We start from the raw sequence: 17,717 nt of genomic DNA, 5'->3' as shown, positions 1-17,717 counted from the left end.
AAGTATCTTTGCTTTTTAATATATAAAGATATGTTTTCAAAATTAGCGTACTCCGTATTCGAGCAGAGCATCAAGGATTATCACCAGTTTGATAATGTTGATCAGCCTATAAACAATCCTTATCCAAAGGATAAATTTGAACATTTGTTGTACCACAAAAACTGGATTGACACCGTTCAATGGCATTTTGAGGATATTATTCGTGATCCAAACATTGATCCGGTAGCGGCTTTAACTTTGAAAAGAAGAATTGATGCTTCTAATCAAGAACGTACTGATATGGTTGAGTATACGGATAGTTACTTTTTGCAAAAATACAGCCATGTTGTGGTAAAAGAAAATGCCAAAATCAACTCTGAAAGTCCTGCTTGGGCTTTTGACCGCTTGTCTATTTTAGCATTAAAAATCTACCACATGCAAGAAGAGGCTACCCGTGCAGAAGCATCGCAAGATCACCGCGACAAATGCCAAGCTAAATTGAATGTATTGTTAGAGCAGCGCACTGATTTGTCAACTGCAATTGATGATTTATTGACAGATATTGAAAACGGTGATAAATTCATGAAAGTGTACAAGCAAATGAAAATGTACAACGATGATGAATTGAATCCTGTTTTGTACCAAAATAAAAAATAATTTACGAAGCTATTCCAGCTTTCCATTACAATTCCTCACCCAAGCAGTGCCGTTTTTATGGGTTTAAAAAGAGCTTCCGTTGGTCGCTTTTTTAAACCCAAAAACGTTGCCGCTTGAGTTCCGGGATTTTCATTTCAATCTGGGCTAGAAAGCACAATAAAACACACTAATTGTTAATTACCGCTACACATATCGCTGTAATGCGCCTCTCCGCAATGGGAGATGTCGCCATGACGGTTCCTGTTTTAAGAGCACTAGTAAACCAACATCCACAACTTAAAATTACGGTTATATCCAGACCTTTTTTTAAACCTTTTTTCGGGGGAATCCCAAACCTTACTTTTTTTGCTTTTGACGAAAAAGAACGCCACAAAGGATTTCTTGGATTGTTGCGTTTGTTCCAAGATTTGAAAGGTTTACAAATTGATGCTTTTGCTGATTTACACAACGTTTTACGCTCTAAAATTGTCCGAAATCTTTTTGCGTTAAGCGGTAAAAAAGTAGCTGCGGTTGATAAAGGCCGACAAGGCAAAAAAGAACTCACTCGTGCGGAAAATAAAGTATTTCAGCAATTACCTACCATGTTTGAAAGGCATATAAAAGTCTTCGAGAAACTTGGTTTTACAGTTGATTTATCTCAATCACAATTTCCTGAAAAAGCAGTTTTGACTCCGGAAATTGCAGCAATAATTGGAACAAATTACAAGAAATTAATCGGAATTGCTCCTTTTGCACAATACACTTCAAAAGTTTATCCGCTCGATTTAATGCAACAAGTAATTGATCAATTGGCATTAGATACAACCCAAACTATTTTACTTTTTGGCGGCGGAGCGCATGAAATAGAGCAATTAAATGCCTTAGCGGTACAGCATAAAAATGTGGTGGTAGTAGCTGGAAAAATCAAATTTCAGCAAGAATTACAACTGATTAGTAATCTGGATGTAATGCTTTCTATGGATTCTGGCAATGCACATATTGCAGCCATGCTTGGCGTTAAAGTGATCACACTTTGGGGCGCAACGCATCCGTATGCTGGATTCTTACCATTCAATCAACCATTTGAAAACGCATTAACTGCAGACAGGAAACAATTTCCTATGTTACCAACCTCGGTTTATGGCAATAAAAATGTGCCAGGTTACGAGGATGCTATGCGAACAATTACTCCTGAAACGGTAGTTACCAAAATTCAAAAAGTACTTTAAATTTCCACCTAAGCTTTTTGCAATTGTTTTTATCACCTCCGATTGCGAATAAATAGCCTTTTCACGTAAGAAAAACTTTAACACATTTATAACAATTCGCAAAGATTACGTAGTACGAATAATACTATTTTTGGTCTGTCTGCGTTGTAAGTAACGAAACTAAAATTTAGGCTTGGCAGTAAAGTGCCACAATACTAGTTTTTATTTGTTTCAATACGCATTAACCAAAAACCAACTAGTATTTATGTCAAACTTTAGGGTAACTCTTGCCATTTTATTTTTTGTAACCTTTACAGCTTTTGCCCAAAAAAGCAAAGTATCCGGAACATTAACCGCCGGAAGCGAAAAAAAACCTATTTACAATTCGGTAATCGCGTTATTAACACCCGTTGATTCGGTGCTTTATAAATTTACACGTTCTGACAAAGATGGTAAATTTTTAATGAACAATGTAAAACCAGGCAGCTATATCTTGATGACTTCTCACAGTCAATATGCCGATTACTTGGATGATATTACCTTAACCGAAACAGATCGCAATTTAGGCAACATCAACTTAATGAGTAAAATGGAATTACTCCGCGAAGTGGTCATTAAAACCGGTTCTATTAAAATAAAGGGCGATACAACCAGTTACCGTGCTAGCGATTTTCAAGTGGATGCTAATGCTAACGTTGAGGAACTTTTAAAGAAACTACCCGGAATTCAAGTGGATAAAAACGGAACAATCAAAGCGATGGGTGAAACGGTTGAAAAAGTTTTGGTTGATGGTGAAGAATTTTTTGGTGATGATCCCGGTATGGCCGTTAAAAATTTACGTGCCGATGCTATTAAAGAGGTACAAGTTTTCAATAAAAAAAGCGATCAAGCCGAGTTTACAGGAATTGACGACGGAGAGACCAAAAAAACGATCAATCTTAAATTGAAAGAAGACAAAAAGAAAGGCTATTTTGGTAAAATTGACGGAGCAAATGAACCTACGGCCGAAAATGATTCACGTTACAACAGTAATATTTTGGTGAGTAGTTTTAAAGGAAAAAGAAAATTATCAGCTTTTTTATTAAATGGTAATACGGGTCAAGATGGTTTAAGTTGGGAGGACAGTGATAAATTTGGCGGTGGTGACGGTAATGTAAGTATGAGCATGGATGATGATGGAAATGTGAACTATGAGTGGACTGGTGGTGAAAATGATGACGAACCGTATATAGATACTCAAAATGGATTTATCAAAAATACAAATGCGGGTTTGCAATACAATAACAAATGGAACGACAAACACAGTTTAAATTTGTCTCCTAAATACAACCGTCAAAGTTATCAAAACAACAGTAGCCGAAATACGCAAACACAAGTAGGCGACACGCAACTCAATCAAAACAGCTCAACGGTAAGTAATGTAAATAGAGATAATTTTAAAGCAAACATAGTTTATGATGTTAAAATTGACTCGATAAATACCTTAAAGGTTACGGCAAAAACTAATTTTTACACTACCGAAAGTGACGAATTTACTAACGGAGATACTAGAGGAAACGATGGTTTACTGCGCAACAGACAAGAGCGTATGTTTACCACAAATTCTGATAAGCAGGCCCTTTCTGCAAGTGTTTTATTCAAACATAAATTTGCAAAACCGCGCAGAACCTTATCTGTAAATAGTAGCTGGAACACATTAAACAGCAATTCTAATAATTTTTTGAAATCAACTAACGAAAGCTACGAAGGCGGAGCTTTGGCTTTTAGTAATGAAGTAGATCAAAATAAAGTAGGCGAGAAAAACACACAAAATGTGAGTGTAAACACGACCTTTACAGAACCTTTGGGTAAGAAGATGGCTTTGCAATTGTCTTATCAAATTACAAATAACAGCGGCAATAGTAATTTTATCACCTACGATTTCTCGGACTTGAGCGGACGTTATGATGTAGTTGTTGATTCGTTATCCAATCAATTTGAGCAAAACATTACAACACACAAACCTTTAATTAAGTTGAGTTACAATGCAAAAAAGATCACTTACAGTTTTGGTAGTGGTTTTGGTTTTACTTTTTTTGATTTACAAGATTTATCACAAAACAAAGAGTATAACCGCAGTTTTACTAACTTTTTCCCGTCGGCAAATTTTTCATATAAATACAAAAGCAATAGTAACTTGCGCTTTAGCTATCAAGGAGCTACAAGACAACCTACCATTGATCAGTTGCAACCGCTTCGAAACAACCAGGATTTTTTTAACCAAGTTGTGGGTAGCCCAGATTTGAAACAATCATTTACGAACAGTTTTAATGTTACACACAGTACCTATAGCATTTTAACAGAAACCAATTTTTTTCAGAGTGTATCTTTTAGAACAACTGCAAACTTGATTTCTTTTAACAGAGATATCGATCCAGAAAGTGCAAAAACAGTAACTACTCCTATAAATACCAATGGAAATTTTTCGGCAAACGTTTATATGGGCTATGGTTTTAAATTAAAAAAATTAAACCTATTTGTTAATTTAAATCCGTCTCTTAATTACAACAGATCTGTAAATAGCATCAACAAACAAATTAATAATTCGGATAATTTGAACTCTAGTTTTGGTCTCTATATTAACAAATCGAAAGAAAAAAAATACGATTTAACTTTGAGCAACACCTTCTCAAACAGTCGTAATAGTACTTCACAAAACAATCAAGTTAGGTCTTTTAATACCAATGAGCTAGGTTTTAGAGTAGGTGTTTATTTAACACAAAAATGGAAAATTGAATCAGATTACAATTGGTACTCCCGTCAAAAAACACTTGAATTTCAAAACCAACTTTCTAACCAACTTTGGAATGCAAGGTTACAACGCACCTTTAAGAAAGAGGAGTTTACAGCTTATTTTTTAGTGAGAGATATTTTGAATCAAAACGAGGGAATTAATCGATTTATCTATGAAAATACGATAGGTGAGGAGCGTAACGACAGATTGAAACGATATGCTATGATTGGGTTTACATGGAATTTTAAAAACAAAAACGTAGAAGAAAAAAAATAGAATAAAAGAAAGCAATTTTCTTTAAATCATAAAAAAATACAACACTATGAAAACCTATTATGTATACCTAATGCTACTTGTTTTTACTAGCAATTGTTTTGCTCAGCAGTTTGTAGATAAGGCGGTTATTGAATATGAAGTGAGCACCAACCTTAAAAAAACAATGAGTAATGACAGTTGGAATGAGCAAATGAAAGAGAGCATATCTGATCTTAAAATTTCGTATTACAACTACACGTTTGACAATAATAAAAGCTTGTTTAAATTTGACCGTTGGAGTCCAAAAACTAAAATTCCGAATTACGAGAAAGAGGCAGATGAAGAGAATATTTGGTTTTTTGATTTTGCGAATCGTAAGATGAACGTTCAAAAACAAATTGTGGGAACCAATTTTGTAATAGCAGATAGCATTCCAAAAATTGAATGGAAAATTACAAATGAACATCGTGAAATTGCGGGTTACAATTGTAGAAAAGCTGTCGGCAAAATTTTTGACGAAGTATATGTTTTTGCTTTTTACACCGATGATATCACCATTTCAGGAGGTCCGTGCACTATAAATGGATTGCCAGGAATGATTTTAGGTTTATCAATACCACGTTTGTACACCTCGTATATTGCAACCAAAGTAGATTTAAAAATAAAAGACACGAGCATCATTCAACCCATAACAGCAAAAAAAATGTATGATTTGAATGGTCTTAAAACTTTGATTGAGGAAAAAACAAAAGATTGGTACAGCTATGGCGAAGATAAAGAAGAAAATAAGCGCCAGAAGAGCATGTTTTTATGGAATGCGTTCTTGTAAATAATTGGAGCAGAACAGATAAAAAAAATTCCAAATCCCAGCTTTAAAAGTTGGTATTTGGAATTTTTAATATTGGATGATTACTTTTTAAACATCATCATAATCAACATAAATCGTATCTGATGTTGGATGCGCTTGACAGGTAAGTATCAAACCATCGGCAATTTCTTTATCTGTAAGGATAGAATTCTTAGACATCTCAGCAGTACCAGAGGTAACACGAGCCAAGCAGCTGCTACAAATTCCGCCTTGGCAAGAGTATGGAGCATCAATTCCTTGTTTTAAAGCGGCATCTAGAACGGTTTGCTTTTGCGACATTTCAAAAGTAGTCTCTTCGTCATCAACCAAAACAGTAATTTTTGAATGGCCGCCCAATGATTTCTTAATCTCGTTTACTTGACTTGAAGTAGCAAACAATTCAAATTTAATATTGGATTCCTTAACGTTGTGCTCTTTTAAAACCCCAGAAACGGTATTGATCATTTCCTCAGGTCCGCACAAATAGAATTTAGAAAACTCAAGTTCTTTGTGTTTTGTGTTTAAAACAAAATTCACGCTTGATTTTTCGATACGTCCAAACAAAGCATTTTCAACTTTAGCTTGACTGTACACATAATGCACAAACAAACGACCTACATATTGCAATTGCAAATCGTGTAACTCTTGGTGAAAAATAGTGTCTTCAGGTGATTTGTTGCCATAAACCAAAACAAAAGTGCTGTTGGGTTCGTTGTGTAAAACCGATTTTAAGATCGACATCACCGGAGTAATTCCACTTCCTGCCGCAAAAGCTGCGTAGTTGCGTTGGCGATCAGCCTGAGGTTCAAATGTAAATTTTCCTTCCGGAGTACCTACTTCAAGAACGTCACCCGCTTGGAGTTTGGTGTTTGCAAATTGCGAAAACAAACCATTAGGAACGGCTTTAACAGCAATTCGAAGTTCATCACTATCAGGTGAAGAACAAATAGAGTAGGCTCTGCGAATTTCTTGACCGTCAAGAGTTAGTTTTAAGTTCAAATATTGACCAGCAATAAAAGCATAATTGGCTTTTAATTCTTGTGGTACATTAAAAAGTATGGAAACTGCATCTTTAGTTTCGCGTTTTACTTCTTTTATAATAAGTTTTAAAAAAGACGACATGTGATAATTTTTTTTACAAAGATACTAAAGTCAATAGGTAAGTTAAATTAAAGTAATTGAAAATTTACATACCTTGAGAAGTTATGTATAAGAATCTTATGTATATTTGTATTTCCAAAAGAAAATGAAAATGAAAAACTCACAATTGTACAAAGGAAGTCTGAATACGATTATCATGAAATTGCTAGAAGAAAATGGCAAGATGTACGGCTATGAAATCACTCAAAAAGTAAAAGCGATTACTGCGGGCGAGTTGAATATTACCGAAGGTGCATTGTATCCTGCCTTGCATAAACTGGAGGCCGAAGGAATTTTGGATGTTGAAATTGAAAAAGTAGACAACCGCATGCGCAAGTATTACAAACTAACCGAAGCAGGCGAGAAGGAAACCGTTAATAGACTTTCAGAACTCGAGGATTTCATCAGAAACATGCAGAGTTTAGTGAACCCTAAGCCTAGTTTAGAATTTTAATTTTTTCAAGATGAAATTAACCACCGAACAAATAGCCCAAATTGAAGAAACCTTAGTTTTAAACGGTCTTGTTTATCAAGATGTGAAGTTAGAAATAATTGACCATATAGCATCAGAAATCGAAGAAAGAATGAGTCATGAAGATATTTCTTTTGACAATGTCTATAAATCAGTTTTTGAGAAATGGAAAAGTGAATTAGAAATTTCATCTAGTAGTAATTGGCTAGGAGCATTTTTTAAAGCACCTCGATTTGTAGTTGACAGATTAGTCACTTATTCTAAAAGAGAAGCTTTACATATATTTTTTTTAGCTCTTGTTTTCGGGTCTCTACTAGCTTTTATAGTTTCAAATACATTTCAAAAAGAAACCTTTAAAGCTATTAGTTTGGCTTTACAAGTAACTTACACCATATTAATAGTGTGTACCAGTATAAGTATGATCTTTATTTGGAGATCTTCAATTAAAACTATGTACGGAAGATTGTTTCTTTTCAGGGGTTGGCTCGTTTTTTTATTTTGTGTACCGTTAAACATTTATAACAATCCATTGAAGCATTTTGATGCTACTAATTCTTTTTTACTAAATCTAGTAGGCTGTATATTATTATGTAGTCTATTTATATACTCTTTCTTTCAATTAATGTTGGCTGGTGAACATTTTAAAATCGAAAAAAAATTGAAATTAGTTTAGCCTTTATTTTATGAAACTAACTGCCGAACAAATAGAATGTATTAACCAAACCTTAATTTTAAATGGGGTGAAGTTTGACGATTTGAAACTAGAGGTTTTAGACCATATCGCTACTGAAATAGAAGAGAAAATGCAGAATGCAAATTGCACTTTTGATGTTGCTTTTAAGGAAGTTCTTGAAAAATGGGAGCCAGAATTTAAACCATCTTTTTCGGGATTTATAGGTTTTACAAATCCCAGAATAATGACTGTCAAATGCCACAAAATAGTAAAAAGACAATTTTTAACCGCAATTGCAATTTCATCTTTACTTACGGTCGTATTCTTGCTTTTTGTCAGAAACTCAAGCCTCGGATTGTTTCTTGCAGATATTCAAGGAACCCTGAGATCAGTAGTTCTTTTAGAATTTGGGTTGGTTGCTGTAGCTTGGATTTTAATTTGGAGGTCAAAACACCAAACTACTTACAGTTATTTGATGAAGAAAAAAAGCGCTGGCATAATGATCTTTTTACTTATGATGGGGATTGGTTTATTTCCAGTTAAAGTAAATCATCCTGATGTTAAAATTGCTTTCGTATCGGTTTTTGCAGCCATAGCTTACATTGTAATCACTGGAATTTACCTGAAACTAGCGTACAAACATTTTGAGTTTGTAAAGAAAATATCGCTTGTAAAACCATAAATCCTGACTTGGGTTTTCTTGATTATTTGTTTGTCCTTAATGGTTAAGACGCTTCGTTCCTCTGTATGACAAATAACAAGAAACAAGACAGTAAATTTCCGACCCTTAAAAAAGCAAAAATATAAAGTCAAAAGAGCACTTTTCTTTCAAAAAGAATTACTTCGTTGTAACATTTTCTGACTTTGACTTACTTACTAGCAAACCAAAAAACCAAATGATGATTTCAAAATTCCTTTATCTCGAGTGGAAGGCTTTCACAAGGTCAGCCTCCTTCGCATCTAACTTGGCACTAAAAATCCTGATGGGTTTTGTAGCGGCTTATTTTATTTTAATATTTTTAGGATTAGGAGTAGGTGCATTCTATATCCTCAAAAAAATGAAATTAGATCCTATTGTAACCGTAAATCAATTTTTGTTTTACTATGTGGTGATGGATTTGATAGTCCGCATGATGCTTCAAAAAATTCCGGTGCTCAATATTCGTCCTTTATTGAATTTTCCAATTAAAAGAGAAACCATCGTCCATTTTTCGTTAGGCAAAACAATCCTTTCGTTTTTTAATTTGTTACACGCATTTTTCTTGATTCCGTTTAGCGTAGTCTTGATTATTGAAGGTTACAATCCGCTATTGGTAGTGTTTTGGTACTTGGCCATTTACGCGCTTTTGTATTGTAATAATTTCATCAATATTTTATTGAGCAACAAAGACGGATTGTTTATGATTTTCTTGGGGCTTTCAGCGGTTTTAGCCGGCTTGCAGTATTATGAAATATTTGATATTACTGCCTTTATGGGACCAGTTTTTCAGTCTTTTTACAACACCTATTGGGCGTTTAGTATTCCGGTTTTGGCACTAATAGCTTTGTACATTGTTTCATTTAAATATTTCAAAAATAACTTGTACCTCGATGCAGGCTTATCTACCAAACACGACGAAGCAAAAACCGAAGACTTAACTTGGTTGAACCAATTTGGAACAATCGGTACCTTCCTAAAAAACGACATCAAATTAATCAAACGAAACAAACGTTCCAAAACCACAGTTGGTTTGAGTATCATGTTTTTATTTTACGGATTGTTGTTTTTTACCAATGGTATCCCAATGTATAACAATCCTACGATGCATATTTTTGCAGGAATCTTTGTTTCTGGCGGATTCTTAATCACTTTTGGGCAGTTCGTACCAAGTTGGGACAGCTCGTACTACCAACTGATGATGACACAAAACATCCCGTACCGTGGCTATTTGAGTTCAAAATGGTGGTTGATGGTGATTGCTACAATTATAACTACAGTAATAGCTGCGCCCTATTTGTATTTTGGTTGGCAAGTATATGTAACCATAATTGTAGGTGCTATTTATAACATCGGAGTCAACTCGCATTTGGTATTACTCGGTGGTGCATTTACCAAAACTCCAATAGATTTAAGCTCAGGCAAAGGTGCTTTTGGTGATAAAAAAGCATTCAATATAAAAACCATGCTCATCTCATTACCACAATTAGGTTTACCAATGCTGGTATATTGGTTAGGTTCAAGATTTGACAGTGCAACAACTGGTTTGGCCTTGGTAGCAATTCTTGGCGTAATTGGTTTTGCGTTCAAAGAAAAAGCATTTACCTTAATCGAAAAAACCTATAAATCAGAAAAATACGCTACCATAGCGGCGTACAAACAAAAAGGATAATTAGCACTCTCACTGAGCAAGCTTACAAATCCTTTATTTTCTTAACTTTCTTAATGGTTTAAAAAAAGAGACAACAACAAACCAACCTATTAAACTAAAAACAATGATACAAGTAAACAACCTTACCAAAACATACAACGGAACAACCGTATTAAATATCGAAGCATTAGAAATCAAACAAGGCGAAAGCTTTGGCTTAGTTGGTAACAACGGCGCCGGAAAAACCACTTTTTTCAGTCTTTTGCTAGACTTAATCCAAGCGTCAACAGGAAACATAGTAAACCACGGAATTGATGTAAGCAAAAGCGAGGCTTGGAAACCTTTCACCGCTTCTTTTCTTGACGAAAGTTTCTTGATAAGCTACCTAACTCCCGAAGAATATTTTTATTTCATTGGCGATTTACGCGGTCAAAACAAAGCTGATGTTGATGCGTTACTAGCCAAACACGAAGAATTTTTTAATGGCGAAATCCTAAAAAACAAAAAATACCTGCGCGATTTATCCAAAGGAAACCAGAAAAAAGTAGGTATCATTGCTACTTTAATCGGTAATCCTTCCGTGGTTATTCTCGATGAGCCTTTTGCTAATCTCGACCCAACCACACAATTCCGTCTTAAAAAAATTATCAAAGATCTAGCCGATGATCCGGCCGTGACCGTACTCGTTTCAAGCCACGACTTGCAGCACACCGTTGAGGTAAGTGACCGTATTGTAGCCATGCAAAAAGGCCAAGTGGTTAAAGACATTCAAACCTCAGAAGAAACCTTAAAAGAATTAGAAGCATTTTTTGCCGTTTAATTTCAGTAAAAAAACCCCTAATGTAAATTGCTAATTGTTCCAGTACTCACGCTATTTCAGTGTGAATATTGAAACAATTAGCTTTTTTTGTGGCGTAACCCTCCGTAAAAACTTCGGGTCGGGCTTTCCGCTCTATCTTTATTTTCGATCCAAAAATCGAAAAATAAAGGATGCCGCTGCAATCCCTTACGCACAACCATTGCACCTCAAATAAAAGGTCATAATTTTCACGATATCAAAAAGAAATGTATTTTTACCAATGCATATACTAAAAAGTATATTTCATAGTTAATTGATAAAAACGTTTTCCATTGAAAATCAATACATACAAATCCTTACTTACACTCCTTTTCCTTGCTGTCGTGGTAGCGTGTTCGACCAAAAAAAACACTTTTTTAGCCAGAAACTCGCATGCCTTGAGCACAAAATACAACATTCTGTACAACGGCCAAGTAGGTCTAGACAAAGGTATTAAGTCCCTTCAAATGGGTAGCGACGATAATTTTTGGGATATTTTACCCATCGAAAAAATGCAAGTCTCGGATGAATTTACACCAGAAAAAGCCAAAAATCCAGACTTTGAATTAGCCGAAACCAAAGCAACTAAAGCCATTCAAAAACACTCCATGAATATTGGTGGCAAAGAAAAAAATTTCCAAATAGATGAAGCTTATTTGATGCTAGGAAAAGCAAGGTACTATGATCAACGTTTTGTACCTGCTCTTGATGCATTCAATTACATTTTATACAAATATCCCAACAGCAGCAAAATTTACGAAGCAAAAATTTGGCGCGAAAAAACCAACATGCGTTTGGGTAACGATGCACAAGTAATCAAAAACATTAGTAAATTACTGGATGATCGTAAAGTACAAAAGCAGGTGTACGCTGATGCCAATGCACTTTTAGCGGCCTCTTTTTTGAATTTAGAAGAAAAAGACAGCGCAGTTGCCAAATTAAAGCAAGCCATTAATTTCACCAAAGTAAATCAAGAAAAAGCCAGATATCGTTTTATTTTAGGACAATTATACCAAAAAGCCGGCTACAAAGACAGTGCAGTAACAACCTTTCAAGAAATCATTGCAATGAATCGAAAGGCTGAGCGCAGTTTTGTTTTGCAAGCACATGCTAAAAAAGCCGAACTATTTGATTATCAAAACGGAGACACAGCTCTGTTTGTAAAAACATTCAATAAATTACTTAAAGATAGAGAGAACAGACCTTTTAAAGATTTGATTTTGCATCAAATGGCAGTTTTTCAAGACAAGCAAAACAATCAAAAAGCGGCTATTGCTTTGTATAATTCTTCACTCAAAACCAATTCAAAAGATTCGTATTTAGTGGCGTCCAACTACCGCAATTTGGGTGATATGTATTTCAAGAATGCGTCCTACGCCTCAGCTGCAAAGTACTACGATAGTACATTGGTCAAGCTAAAAAATAACACAAGAGAGTTTGCTAAAATTGAAAAAATCAGAAAAAATCTAGATGAAGTAATTGCCTACGAAAACATTGCCCAACGCAACGACAGTATTCTAAAAATTGTCGCTATGAGTCCAGAGCAGCAAAACTCTTTTTATGAAAACTACATTGCACAACTCAAAGAGAAAGACGAACAAAAAAAATTGCTTGAGGCTAAAAATAAAGAACTTCAAGAAAACCGAGAACGAAATGCATCTATTAGCTCTGCTGATCCTAGTGGTGGTTTTGATACCTTGAATGCAGCTCCGGTTCCAGGTATGGCGCCTCCGTCTATGAATCCTATTGGTGCTCCACAGCCTGGTAGCAGTTCTTTTTATTTTTACAACGCAACCACTGTAGCATTTGGTAAAGTCGAATTTAAAAAATTATGGGGCGATAGATCTCGTAATGGCAATTGGCGCTTTTCAGGAACCAAAGTAGGTAACACTGTTGCCGCTGATGAAGCAACTACAGCAACAGATACAACCGCTACCGTTGCTGCTATTGAAAAACCAGAATACAGTACGCTTTTTTATACCAAAAAATTACCCACTGATACAAAAAAATTAGATAGTATTGCCAAAGAGCGCAACAGCGCTTATTATAATTTAGGTATTGTTTACAAAGAAAAATTCAAAGAAAACGAACTAGCAATAAGAAAGCTAGAGCAGTTACTTTTGAACAATCCAGAGGAAAAGCTAGTGTTACCAACGCTGTATAATTTGTTTAAATTGTATCAAACAACAAATGCTACCAAGGCCGAAGCTATGAAAACTCGAATTTCACAGGAGTTTCCTAATTCTCGTTATGCGCAAATTATCAACCAAAATGCGCAAAGTACAACAGCAATAGCTGATTCTCCCGAAACGGAGTACAACAAATGGTATAAATTATTCGAAAAGGAAGACTTCAATACGATTTTATCTAACATTGATAATTTGATTGTACAGTTTTCTGGTGACGAAATTGTTTCAAAATTCGAATTGCTAAAGGCCAATACACTAGGTAAAGTTAAAGGACTTGCAGCCTACAAAAAAGCCATGCAAGATGTAGTAGACAATTATCCTAATAGCGAAGAGGGTAAAAGCGCAGCCTTGATTTTAAAAGAACAAATTCCAGTATTAGAACAATTGAACTTCAAAACAGCAGTAGTTAGTAATTACAAAATTTTATACCAAGTAGGCGCTCGTGACGATGAAAAGACAAAAGCTTTGGAAGCTAGTTTAAAAGCATTTTTTGAGGGTGAGAATTTGCAAAAGTTATACCTTTCTTATGACTTATATACTGATAAAAATGCGTTTATCACAATTCATGGCATACCTACACAAAATTACGCTGCAGATATCTTAACAGTTTTAGCAGAAAATAAAAAATACAATCTTATAACACCTGCTATAATTATTGCATCAGAGAATTATAGGATTGTGCAAATCAAGAAAAATTTAGAGAGTTACTTAGCCCTCGAAAAAAAATAATTATGTTCGATAAAAAACAAAAATCATACACCGATCTTTTGGGTAAAACCAATAGGATTGTTGAAGGAACCACTATTAAAGGAGATATTATTTCGCAAGCTGATTTTAGATTAGACGGTCACTTGGTGGGTAATTTTCAAACTGCTGGTAAAATTGTAATTGGCCCCGCCGGAAGTGTTACGGGAGATATTATCTGTAAAAACGCAGATATTGAGGGGAAATTTGAAGGCAACATCAAAGTTCAGGAACTTTTAAGTGTAAAGGCAAAGGCTAGTATTCAAGGACAAGTAACTGTTGGAAAATTAGCAGTAGAGCCAGGTGCAACTTTCTCTGCGGCTTGTTCAATGCAAATTCATTCTAAAAACCCAGAGGTACATGAAAAAGAAAGCAGAAAATAATGCCAAATGGTTGGTATTTCTAGCGATACCTTTTCAAATGGGTACCATTATTTTTGGCTTTACCTATCTTGGTATTTGGCTAGATGATAACTACAGTCAAGCTGATTCTTCTGTTTATACTATTGTACTTTCATTAATTTCTGTTTTTATTGCCTTGTATAATGTGATACGGCAAGTAAAAAATTTAAACAATTCTAAAAATGATTAAAATTTTACCTTTTCTAAAAGCTCTAATTCCTTTTACCTTATTACTTTTTGTCGTACAATATTATACAGTACAAACTTTTGGTTATCAAAAAGACCTGTTTTATAGCACACAGAGCGTTTATGGTTTTTTACTAATTACCACTTTACTCATATATATATTGTTGCTTTTTGTAAATCAAAATTTTCCTGATTTTACTGGCTTTGCATTTTTAGGAACGACATTTATAAAGATGATGGCAGCAGTGGTTTTTTTGTGGCCATTAATTAAAGCCGAAAACGTAGCAACTAATCTTAATATCGGCGCTTTTTTCATTCCATATTTCCTATTTTTACTTTTTGAAACCGTTTTTGCAGTTCGATTGATAAATAAAAGATAGGTTGACTGCAAATAATGCAATAGCGCTCAAAATTGATTTTTTAAAAACATCATTATAATTTTCAATTTTGAATTAAATATGTACCTTTGCAAAAAATTTTAAAAACGTAAAATCAGATACACAATTAATAATGGTAATTTCAAAAAAATCACTTCAATTCCTGTTAGTTACTTTTGTAGCGTGTATGCCGTTGGTAAATTTCGCAAACCCAGCCGCGGATAGTCTTCAAAATCATACCGAAAGCGTGGCAACTGTTGCTGATGCGCATGCTGAAGCGGGTCATTCTGCTGAAAAAGAATTCAATGCTACGGAATTGATCAATGAGCACATTGGTGATTCGCATGAATTCCATATTGCTGATTGGGCGGGTCACCCGATTTCGTTTTACCTACCTGTTATTTTATGGACAAACTCTGGTTTAGAAATTTTCTCAGCAGAGCAATTTCACCACGATAACGAAGGACATCATGTTGTAGATGTAAACGGTCAAAAATTGGTTCGTTTTAATGAAGTTATTTTTTACGCAGATAAATTTGAAACATTAACTGAAGATCAAAAAAAGAATGGTGCATTTGAATTTGATGCAAGACCTCTTGATTTCTCAATAACTAAGAATGTCTTCTCTATGTTAATGTCGGCTTTGGTTTTATTCTTCTTATTTTTTGCTGTAGCAAGATCGTACAAGAAAAACCCAAAAGCACCAAAAGGGATCGCTGGCTTTTTAGAGCCGTTGGTTATTTTTGTAAGAGACGAAATTGCAATTCCTAATATTGGAACTAAAAAATATGCCAAATACATGCCGTATTTGTTAACCATATTTTTCTTTATCTGGATCAACAACCTTATTGGTTTAATTCCGTTTTTCCCATTTAGTGCTAACCTTACGGGTAACATCTTCTTTACATTTGTATTGGCTTTGTTTACTTTTATCGTAACTACTTTCAGCGGAAGCAAAGATTACTGGAAACACATTTTGTTGCCACCAGTTCCAAAAGCATTATATCCTATTATGATACCAGTAGAAATTATTGGTATGTTGACAAAACCTTTCGCATTGATGATTCGTTTATTTGCTAACATCACTGCAGGGCATATTATCATCTTGAGTTTAGTCTCATTGATTTTTATATTCAAAACAGTAGCGGTTGCGCCAATTTCTGGAGCTTTCGTATTGTTCATGAGTGTACTTGAAATGTTGGTTGCAGCGTTGCAAGCTTATGTGTTTACGTTGTTAACTGCATTGTTTATTGGTCAGGCTGTTGAAGAGCACGACCACCATTAATTTGTGTTTTATTAATTATTAACTATATTAAATTTAGTATTATGGTATTAGCTGGAATCGGAGCTGGATTAGCTGTTATTGGTGCAGGTCTAGGTATTGGAAAAATTGGTGGTTCTGCAATGGACGCTATTGCTCGTCAACCTGAGGCTGCTGGAAAAATCCAGACTGCTATGATTATTGCTGCTGCACTTATTGAAGGTGTTGCACTTTTCGCAGTAGTTGTTGCGTTAATCGCAAAATAATTAAAGCTTAAAACTTCTTGATACGGTTGGTATCAAGAAGTTTTTATTTCTAAAACAAACTTTTTAAATATAAAAATATGAATTTAACAGCACCAGAGAGTTTAATATTTTGGACCTCTATCATCTTTATAGTTTTCTTTATCTTGCTTGGTAAATTTGCTTGGAAACCAATTTTAAGCGCTGTAAAAGGAAGAGAAGATTCTATCAACTCTGCTTTGGCTGCAGCCGAAACAGCACGTTTAGAAATGCAAAATTTAACTGCAGAAAATGAGCGTATTTTACAAGAAGCACGTTCAGAGCGTGATGCTTTGTTGAAAGAAGCTCGTGATATGAGAGAAAAAATGATCGCTGATTCAAAAGCGGATGCGCAAGCAGAAGGAGCACGTATGATCGAGCAAGCTAAAACGGCTATTGCTGCTGAGAAAAATGCTGCTATGGCTGAATTGAAATCACAAGTATCTACTTTGTCTTTGAGTATTGCTGAAAAAGTATTAAGAGAAGAACTATCTAACAAAGAGTCTCAAACTAAATTGATTGAGAACATGTTGGGTGACGTTAAATTGAACTAATTATGGCAAGTACTAGAGCAGCAAGTCGTTATGCAAAAGCAATTTTAGACCTAGCTAATGCTAAAGGTGTGGCTACTGAAGTGAATAGTGATATGAATAGTATTGCTACAGGTATCAATGGCAACCTAGAATTGAGTACTTTTATTCAAAACCCAACTATCAAAGTTACAGTAAAACAAAATGCTTTATTAGAAGTTTTTGCTGATAGCAATGCGGTTACTAAAGGTTTGTTTCAATTGTTATTTGAAAACAAGAGATTCGAAATCTTAGAATCTATCGCAGTTGAGTACGGGAAATTATTTGACTTTGCTAATGGAATGGAGCAAGCGCAAGTAACTACTGCTGTACCAATGGATGCTGCATTAGAAGAAAAAGTATTGGCTAAAATAGCGTTGTTATCTGATAAAAAGGTAAGCATACAAAATATAGTAGATCCAGCAATTATTGGAGGATTTATTTTAAGAATAGGCGACAAGCAGTACAATGCTTCTGTTGCTAACAGATTACAAGTATTAAAAAGAGAGTTAAGTAATTAGTTTATTGCACATTTAAGTG

Annotated in this window: 18 protein-coding genes; 17 read left to right on the top strand and 1 reads right to left on the bottom strand. The window is 34.7% G+C overall.

Annotated elements, in window-relative coordinates; genetic code table 11:
* Positions 1-30: 30 nt before the first annotated feature.
* The 4 genes from ACXX8U_RS12950 to ACXX8U_RS12935 all read left to right on the top strand — a co-directional run bounded on the left by ACXX8U_RS12950 (position 31) and on the right by ACXX8U_RS12935 (position 5,680).
* Complete coding sequence (locus ACXX8U_RS12950; RefSeq protein WP_306264578.1) at positions 31-636, top strand: DUF4254 domain-containing protein; 606 nt, start codon at positions 31-33, stop codon at positions 634-636.
* 200 nt (positions 637-836) lie between these two features.
* Entirely contained in the window at positions 837-1,844 is a 1,008-nt protein-coding gene (locus tag ACXX8U_RS12945) for a glycosyltransferase family 9 protein (protein WP_458566412.1), read from the top strand.
* Positions 1,845-2,088: 244 nt separating this feature from the next.
* Complete coding sequence (locus tag ACXX8U_RS12940; RefSeq protein ID WP_458566197.1) at positions 2,089-4,872, top strand: TonB-dependent receptor; 2,784 nt, start codon at positions 2,089-2,091, stop codon at positions 4,870-4,872.
* Between the two features lie 46 nt (positions 4,873-4,918).
* A complete protein-coding gene (locus ACXX8U_RS12935; protein WP_458566196.1) occupies positions 4,919-5,680 on the top strand; it encodes a GLPGLI family protein in 762 nt (253 codons plus the stop codon).
* Between the two features lie 87 nt (positions 5,681-5,767).
* Here the strand turns inward: ACXX8U_RS12935 and ACXX8U_RS12930 are convergent, their stop codons facing one another.
* Positions 5,768-6,820 (bottom strand): 2Fe-2S iron-sulfur cluster-binding protein, encoded by a 1,053-nt coding sequence (locus tag ACXX8U_RS12930; RefSeq protein WP_458566195.1) that lies wholly within the window; start codon positions 6,818-6,820, stop codon positions 5,768-5,770.
* 130 nt (positions 6,821-6,950) lie between these two features.
* Between ACXX8U_RS12930 and ACXX8U_RS12925 the strand changes: the two genes are divergently transcribed.
* From ACXX8U_RS12925 to atpH, 13 genes are all read left to right on the top strand, one after another.
* Positions 6,951-7,292: a PadR family transcriptional regulator gene (locus ACXX8U_RS12925; RefSeq protein ID WP_086453071.1), complete on the top strand. Its 342-nt coding sequence runs from the start codon at positions 6,951-6,953 to the stop codon at positions 7,290-7,292.
* A 10-nt stretch (positions 7,293-7,302) separates the two neighbouring features.
* Positions 7,303-7,983: a hypothetical protein gene (locus ACXX8U_RS12920; RefSeq protein ID WP_458566194.1), complete on the top strand. Its 681-nt coding sequence runs from the start codon at positions 7,303-7,305 to the stop codon at positions 7,981-7,983.
* Positions 7,984-7,993: 10 nt separating this feature from the next.
* On the top strand, positions 7,994-8,665 hold the full coding sequence (locus tag ACXX8U_RS12915; protein WP_458566193.1) for a hypothetical protein: 672 nt from the start codon (positions 7,994-7,996) through the stop codon (positions 8,663-8,665).
* Between the two features lie 217 nt (positions 8,666-8,882).
* Positions 8,883-10,352: a DUF5687 family protein gene (locus ACXX8U_RS12910; RefSeq protein ID WP_458566192.1), complete on the top strand. Its 1,470-nt coding sequence runs from the start codon at positions 8,883-8,885 to the stop codon at positions 10,350-10,352.
* 103 nt (positions 10,353-10,455) lie between these two features.
* Positions 10,456-11,151: an ABC transporter ATP-binding protein gene (locus ACXX8U_RS12905; protein ID WP_458566191.1), complete on the top strand. Its 696-nt coding sequence runs from the start codon at positions 10,456-10,458 to the stop codon at positions 11,149-11,151.
* Between the two features lie 311 nt (positions 11,152-11,462).
* Entirely contained in the window at positions 11,463-14,087 is a 2,625-nt protein-coding gene (gene porW, locus ACXX8U_RS12900) for a type IX secretion system periplasmic lipoprotein PorW/SprE (protein WP_458566190.1), read from the top strand.
* Positions 14,088-14,089: 2 nt separating this feature from the next.
* A complete protein-coding gene (locus ACXX8U_RS12895; protein WP_458566189.1) occupies positions 14,090-14,485 on the top strand; it encodes a bactofilin family protein in 396 nt (131 codons plus the stop codon).
* Positions 14,463-14,693: an AtpZ/AtpI family protein gene (locus ACXX8U_RS12890; protein ID WP_458566188.1), complete on the top strand. Its 231-nt coding sequence runs from the start codon at positions 14,463-14,465 to the stop codon at positions 14,691-14,693. Before ACXX8U_RS12895 ends, ACXX8U_RS12890 begins: the two co-directional genes overlap by 23 nt.
* On the top strand, positions 14,686-15,069 hold the full coding sequence (locus ACXX8U_RS12885; protein WP_458566187.1) for a DUF6168 family protein: 384 nt from the start codon (positions 14,686-14,688) through the stop codon (positions 15,067-15,069). The genes ACXX8U_RS12890 and ACXX8U_RS12885 overlap by 8 nt, the downstream gene beginning before the upstream one ends.
* A 130-nt stretch (positions 15,070-15,199) precedes the next feature.
* Positions 15,200-16,351 carry a F0F1 ATP synthase subunit A gene (gene atpB / locus ACXX8U_RS12880; RefSeq protein WP_458566186.1) on the top strand — a complete coding sequence of 384 codons (1,152 nt, stop codon included), beginning with the start codon at positions 15,200-15,202 and terminating at the stop codon, positions 16,349-16,351.
* A 41-nt stretch (positions 16,352-16,392) separates the two neighbouring features.
* Positions 16,393-16,593, top strand: a complete 201-nt coding sequence (atpE, locus tag ACXX8U_RS12875; protein ID WP_031453874.1) for an ATP synthase F0 subunit C — start codon at positions 16,393-16,395, stop codon at positions 16,591-16,593.
* Between the two features lie 77 nt (positions 16,594-16,670).
* Positions 16,671-17,162, top strand: coding sequence for a F0F1 ATP synthase subunit B (locus ACXX8U_RS12870; RefSeq protein WP_458566185.1), 492 nt, complete (start codon positions 16,671-16,673; stop codon positions 17,160-17,162).
* A gap of 2 nt (positions 17,163-17,164) precedes the next feature.
* Entirely contained in the window at positions 17,165-17,698 is a 534-nt protein-coding gene (gene atpH, locus ACXX8U_RS12865; protein ID WP_458566184.1) for an ATP synthase F1 subunit delta, read from the top strand.
* Positions 17,699-17,717 lie beyond the last annotated feature (19 nt).

The organism is Flavobacterium sp. GNP001 (genome assembly GCF_054343775.1).
Note: the sequence above shows the minus strand (reverse complement) of the source record. Positions and strands in the feature narration are given on the sequence as shown.

Coding starts and splice junctions, on each gene's coding strand:
- ACXX8U_RS12950 (WP_306264578.1), top strand. CDS start 31: ATGTTTTCAAAATTAGCGTACTCCGTATTCGAGCAGAGCATCAAGGAT.
- ACXX8U_RS12945 (WP_458566412.1), top strand. CDS start 837: ATGCGCCTCTCCGCAATGGGAGATGTCGCCATGACGGTTCCTGTTTTA.
- ACXX8U_RS12940 (WP_458566197.1), top strand. CDS start 2,089: ATGTCAAACTTTAGGGTAACTCTTGCCATTTTATTTTTTGTAACCTTT.
- ACXX8U_RS12935 (WP_458566196.1), top strand. CDS start 4,919: ATGAAAACCTATTATGTATACCTAATGCTACTTGTTTTTACTAGCAAT.
- ACXX8U_RS12930 (WP_458566195.1), bottom strand. CDS start 6,820: ATGTCGTCTTTTTTAAAACTTATTATAAAAGAAGTAAAACGCGAAACT.
- ACXX8U_RS12925 (WP_086453071.1), top strand. CDS start 6,951: ATGAAAAACTCACAATTGTACAAAGGAAGTCTGAATACGATTATCATG.
- ACXX8U_RS12920 (WP_458566194.1), top strand. CDS start 7,303: ATGAAATTAACCACCGAACAAATAGCCCAAATTGAAGAAACCTTAGTT.
- ACXX8U_RS12915 (WP_458566193.1), top strand. CDS start 7,994: ATGAAACTAACTGCCGAACAAATAGAATGTATTAACCAAACCTTAATT.
- ACXX8U_RS12910 (WP_458566192.1), top strand. CDS start 8,883: ATGATTTCAAAATTCCTTTATCTCGAGTGGAAGGCTTTCACAAGGTCA.
- ACXX8U_RS12905 (WP_458566191.1), top strand. CDS start 10,456: ATGATACAAGTAAACAACCTTACCAAAACATACAACGGAACAACCGTA.
- ACXX8U_RS12895 (WP_458566189.1), top strand. CDS start 14,090: ATGTTCGATAAAAAACAAAAATCATACACCGATCTTTTGGGTAAAACC.
- ACXX8U_RS12890 (WP_458566188.1), top strand. CDS start 14,463: ATGAAAAAGAAAGCAGAAAATAATGCCAAATGGTTGGTATTTCTAGCG.
- ACXX8U_RS12885 (WP_458566187.1), top strand. CDS start 14,686: ATGATTAAAATTTTACCTTTTCTAAAAGCTCTAATTCCTTTTACCTTA.
- atpB (WP_458566186.1), top strand. CDS start 15,200: ATGGTAATTTCAAAAAAATCACTTCAATTCCTGTTAGTTACTTTTGTA.
- atpE (WP_031453874.1), top strand. CDS start 16,393: ATGGTATTAGCTGGAATCGGAGCTGGATTAGCTGTTATTGGTGCAGGT.
- ACXX8U_RS12870 (WP_458566185.1), top strand. CDS start 16,671: ATGAATTTAACAGCACCAGAGAGTTTAATATTTTGGACCTCTATCATC.
- atpH (WP_458566184.1), top strand. CDS start 17,165: ATGGCAAGTACTAGAGCAGCAAGTCGTTATGCAAAAGCAATTTTAGAC.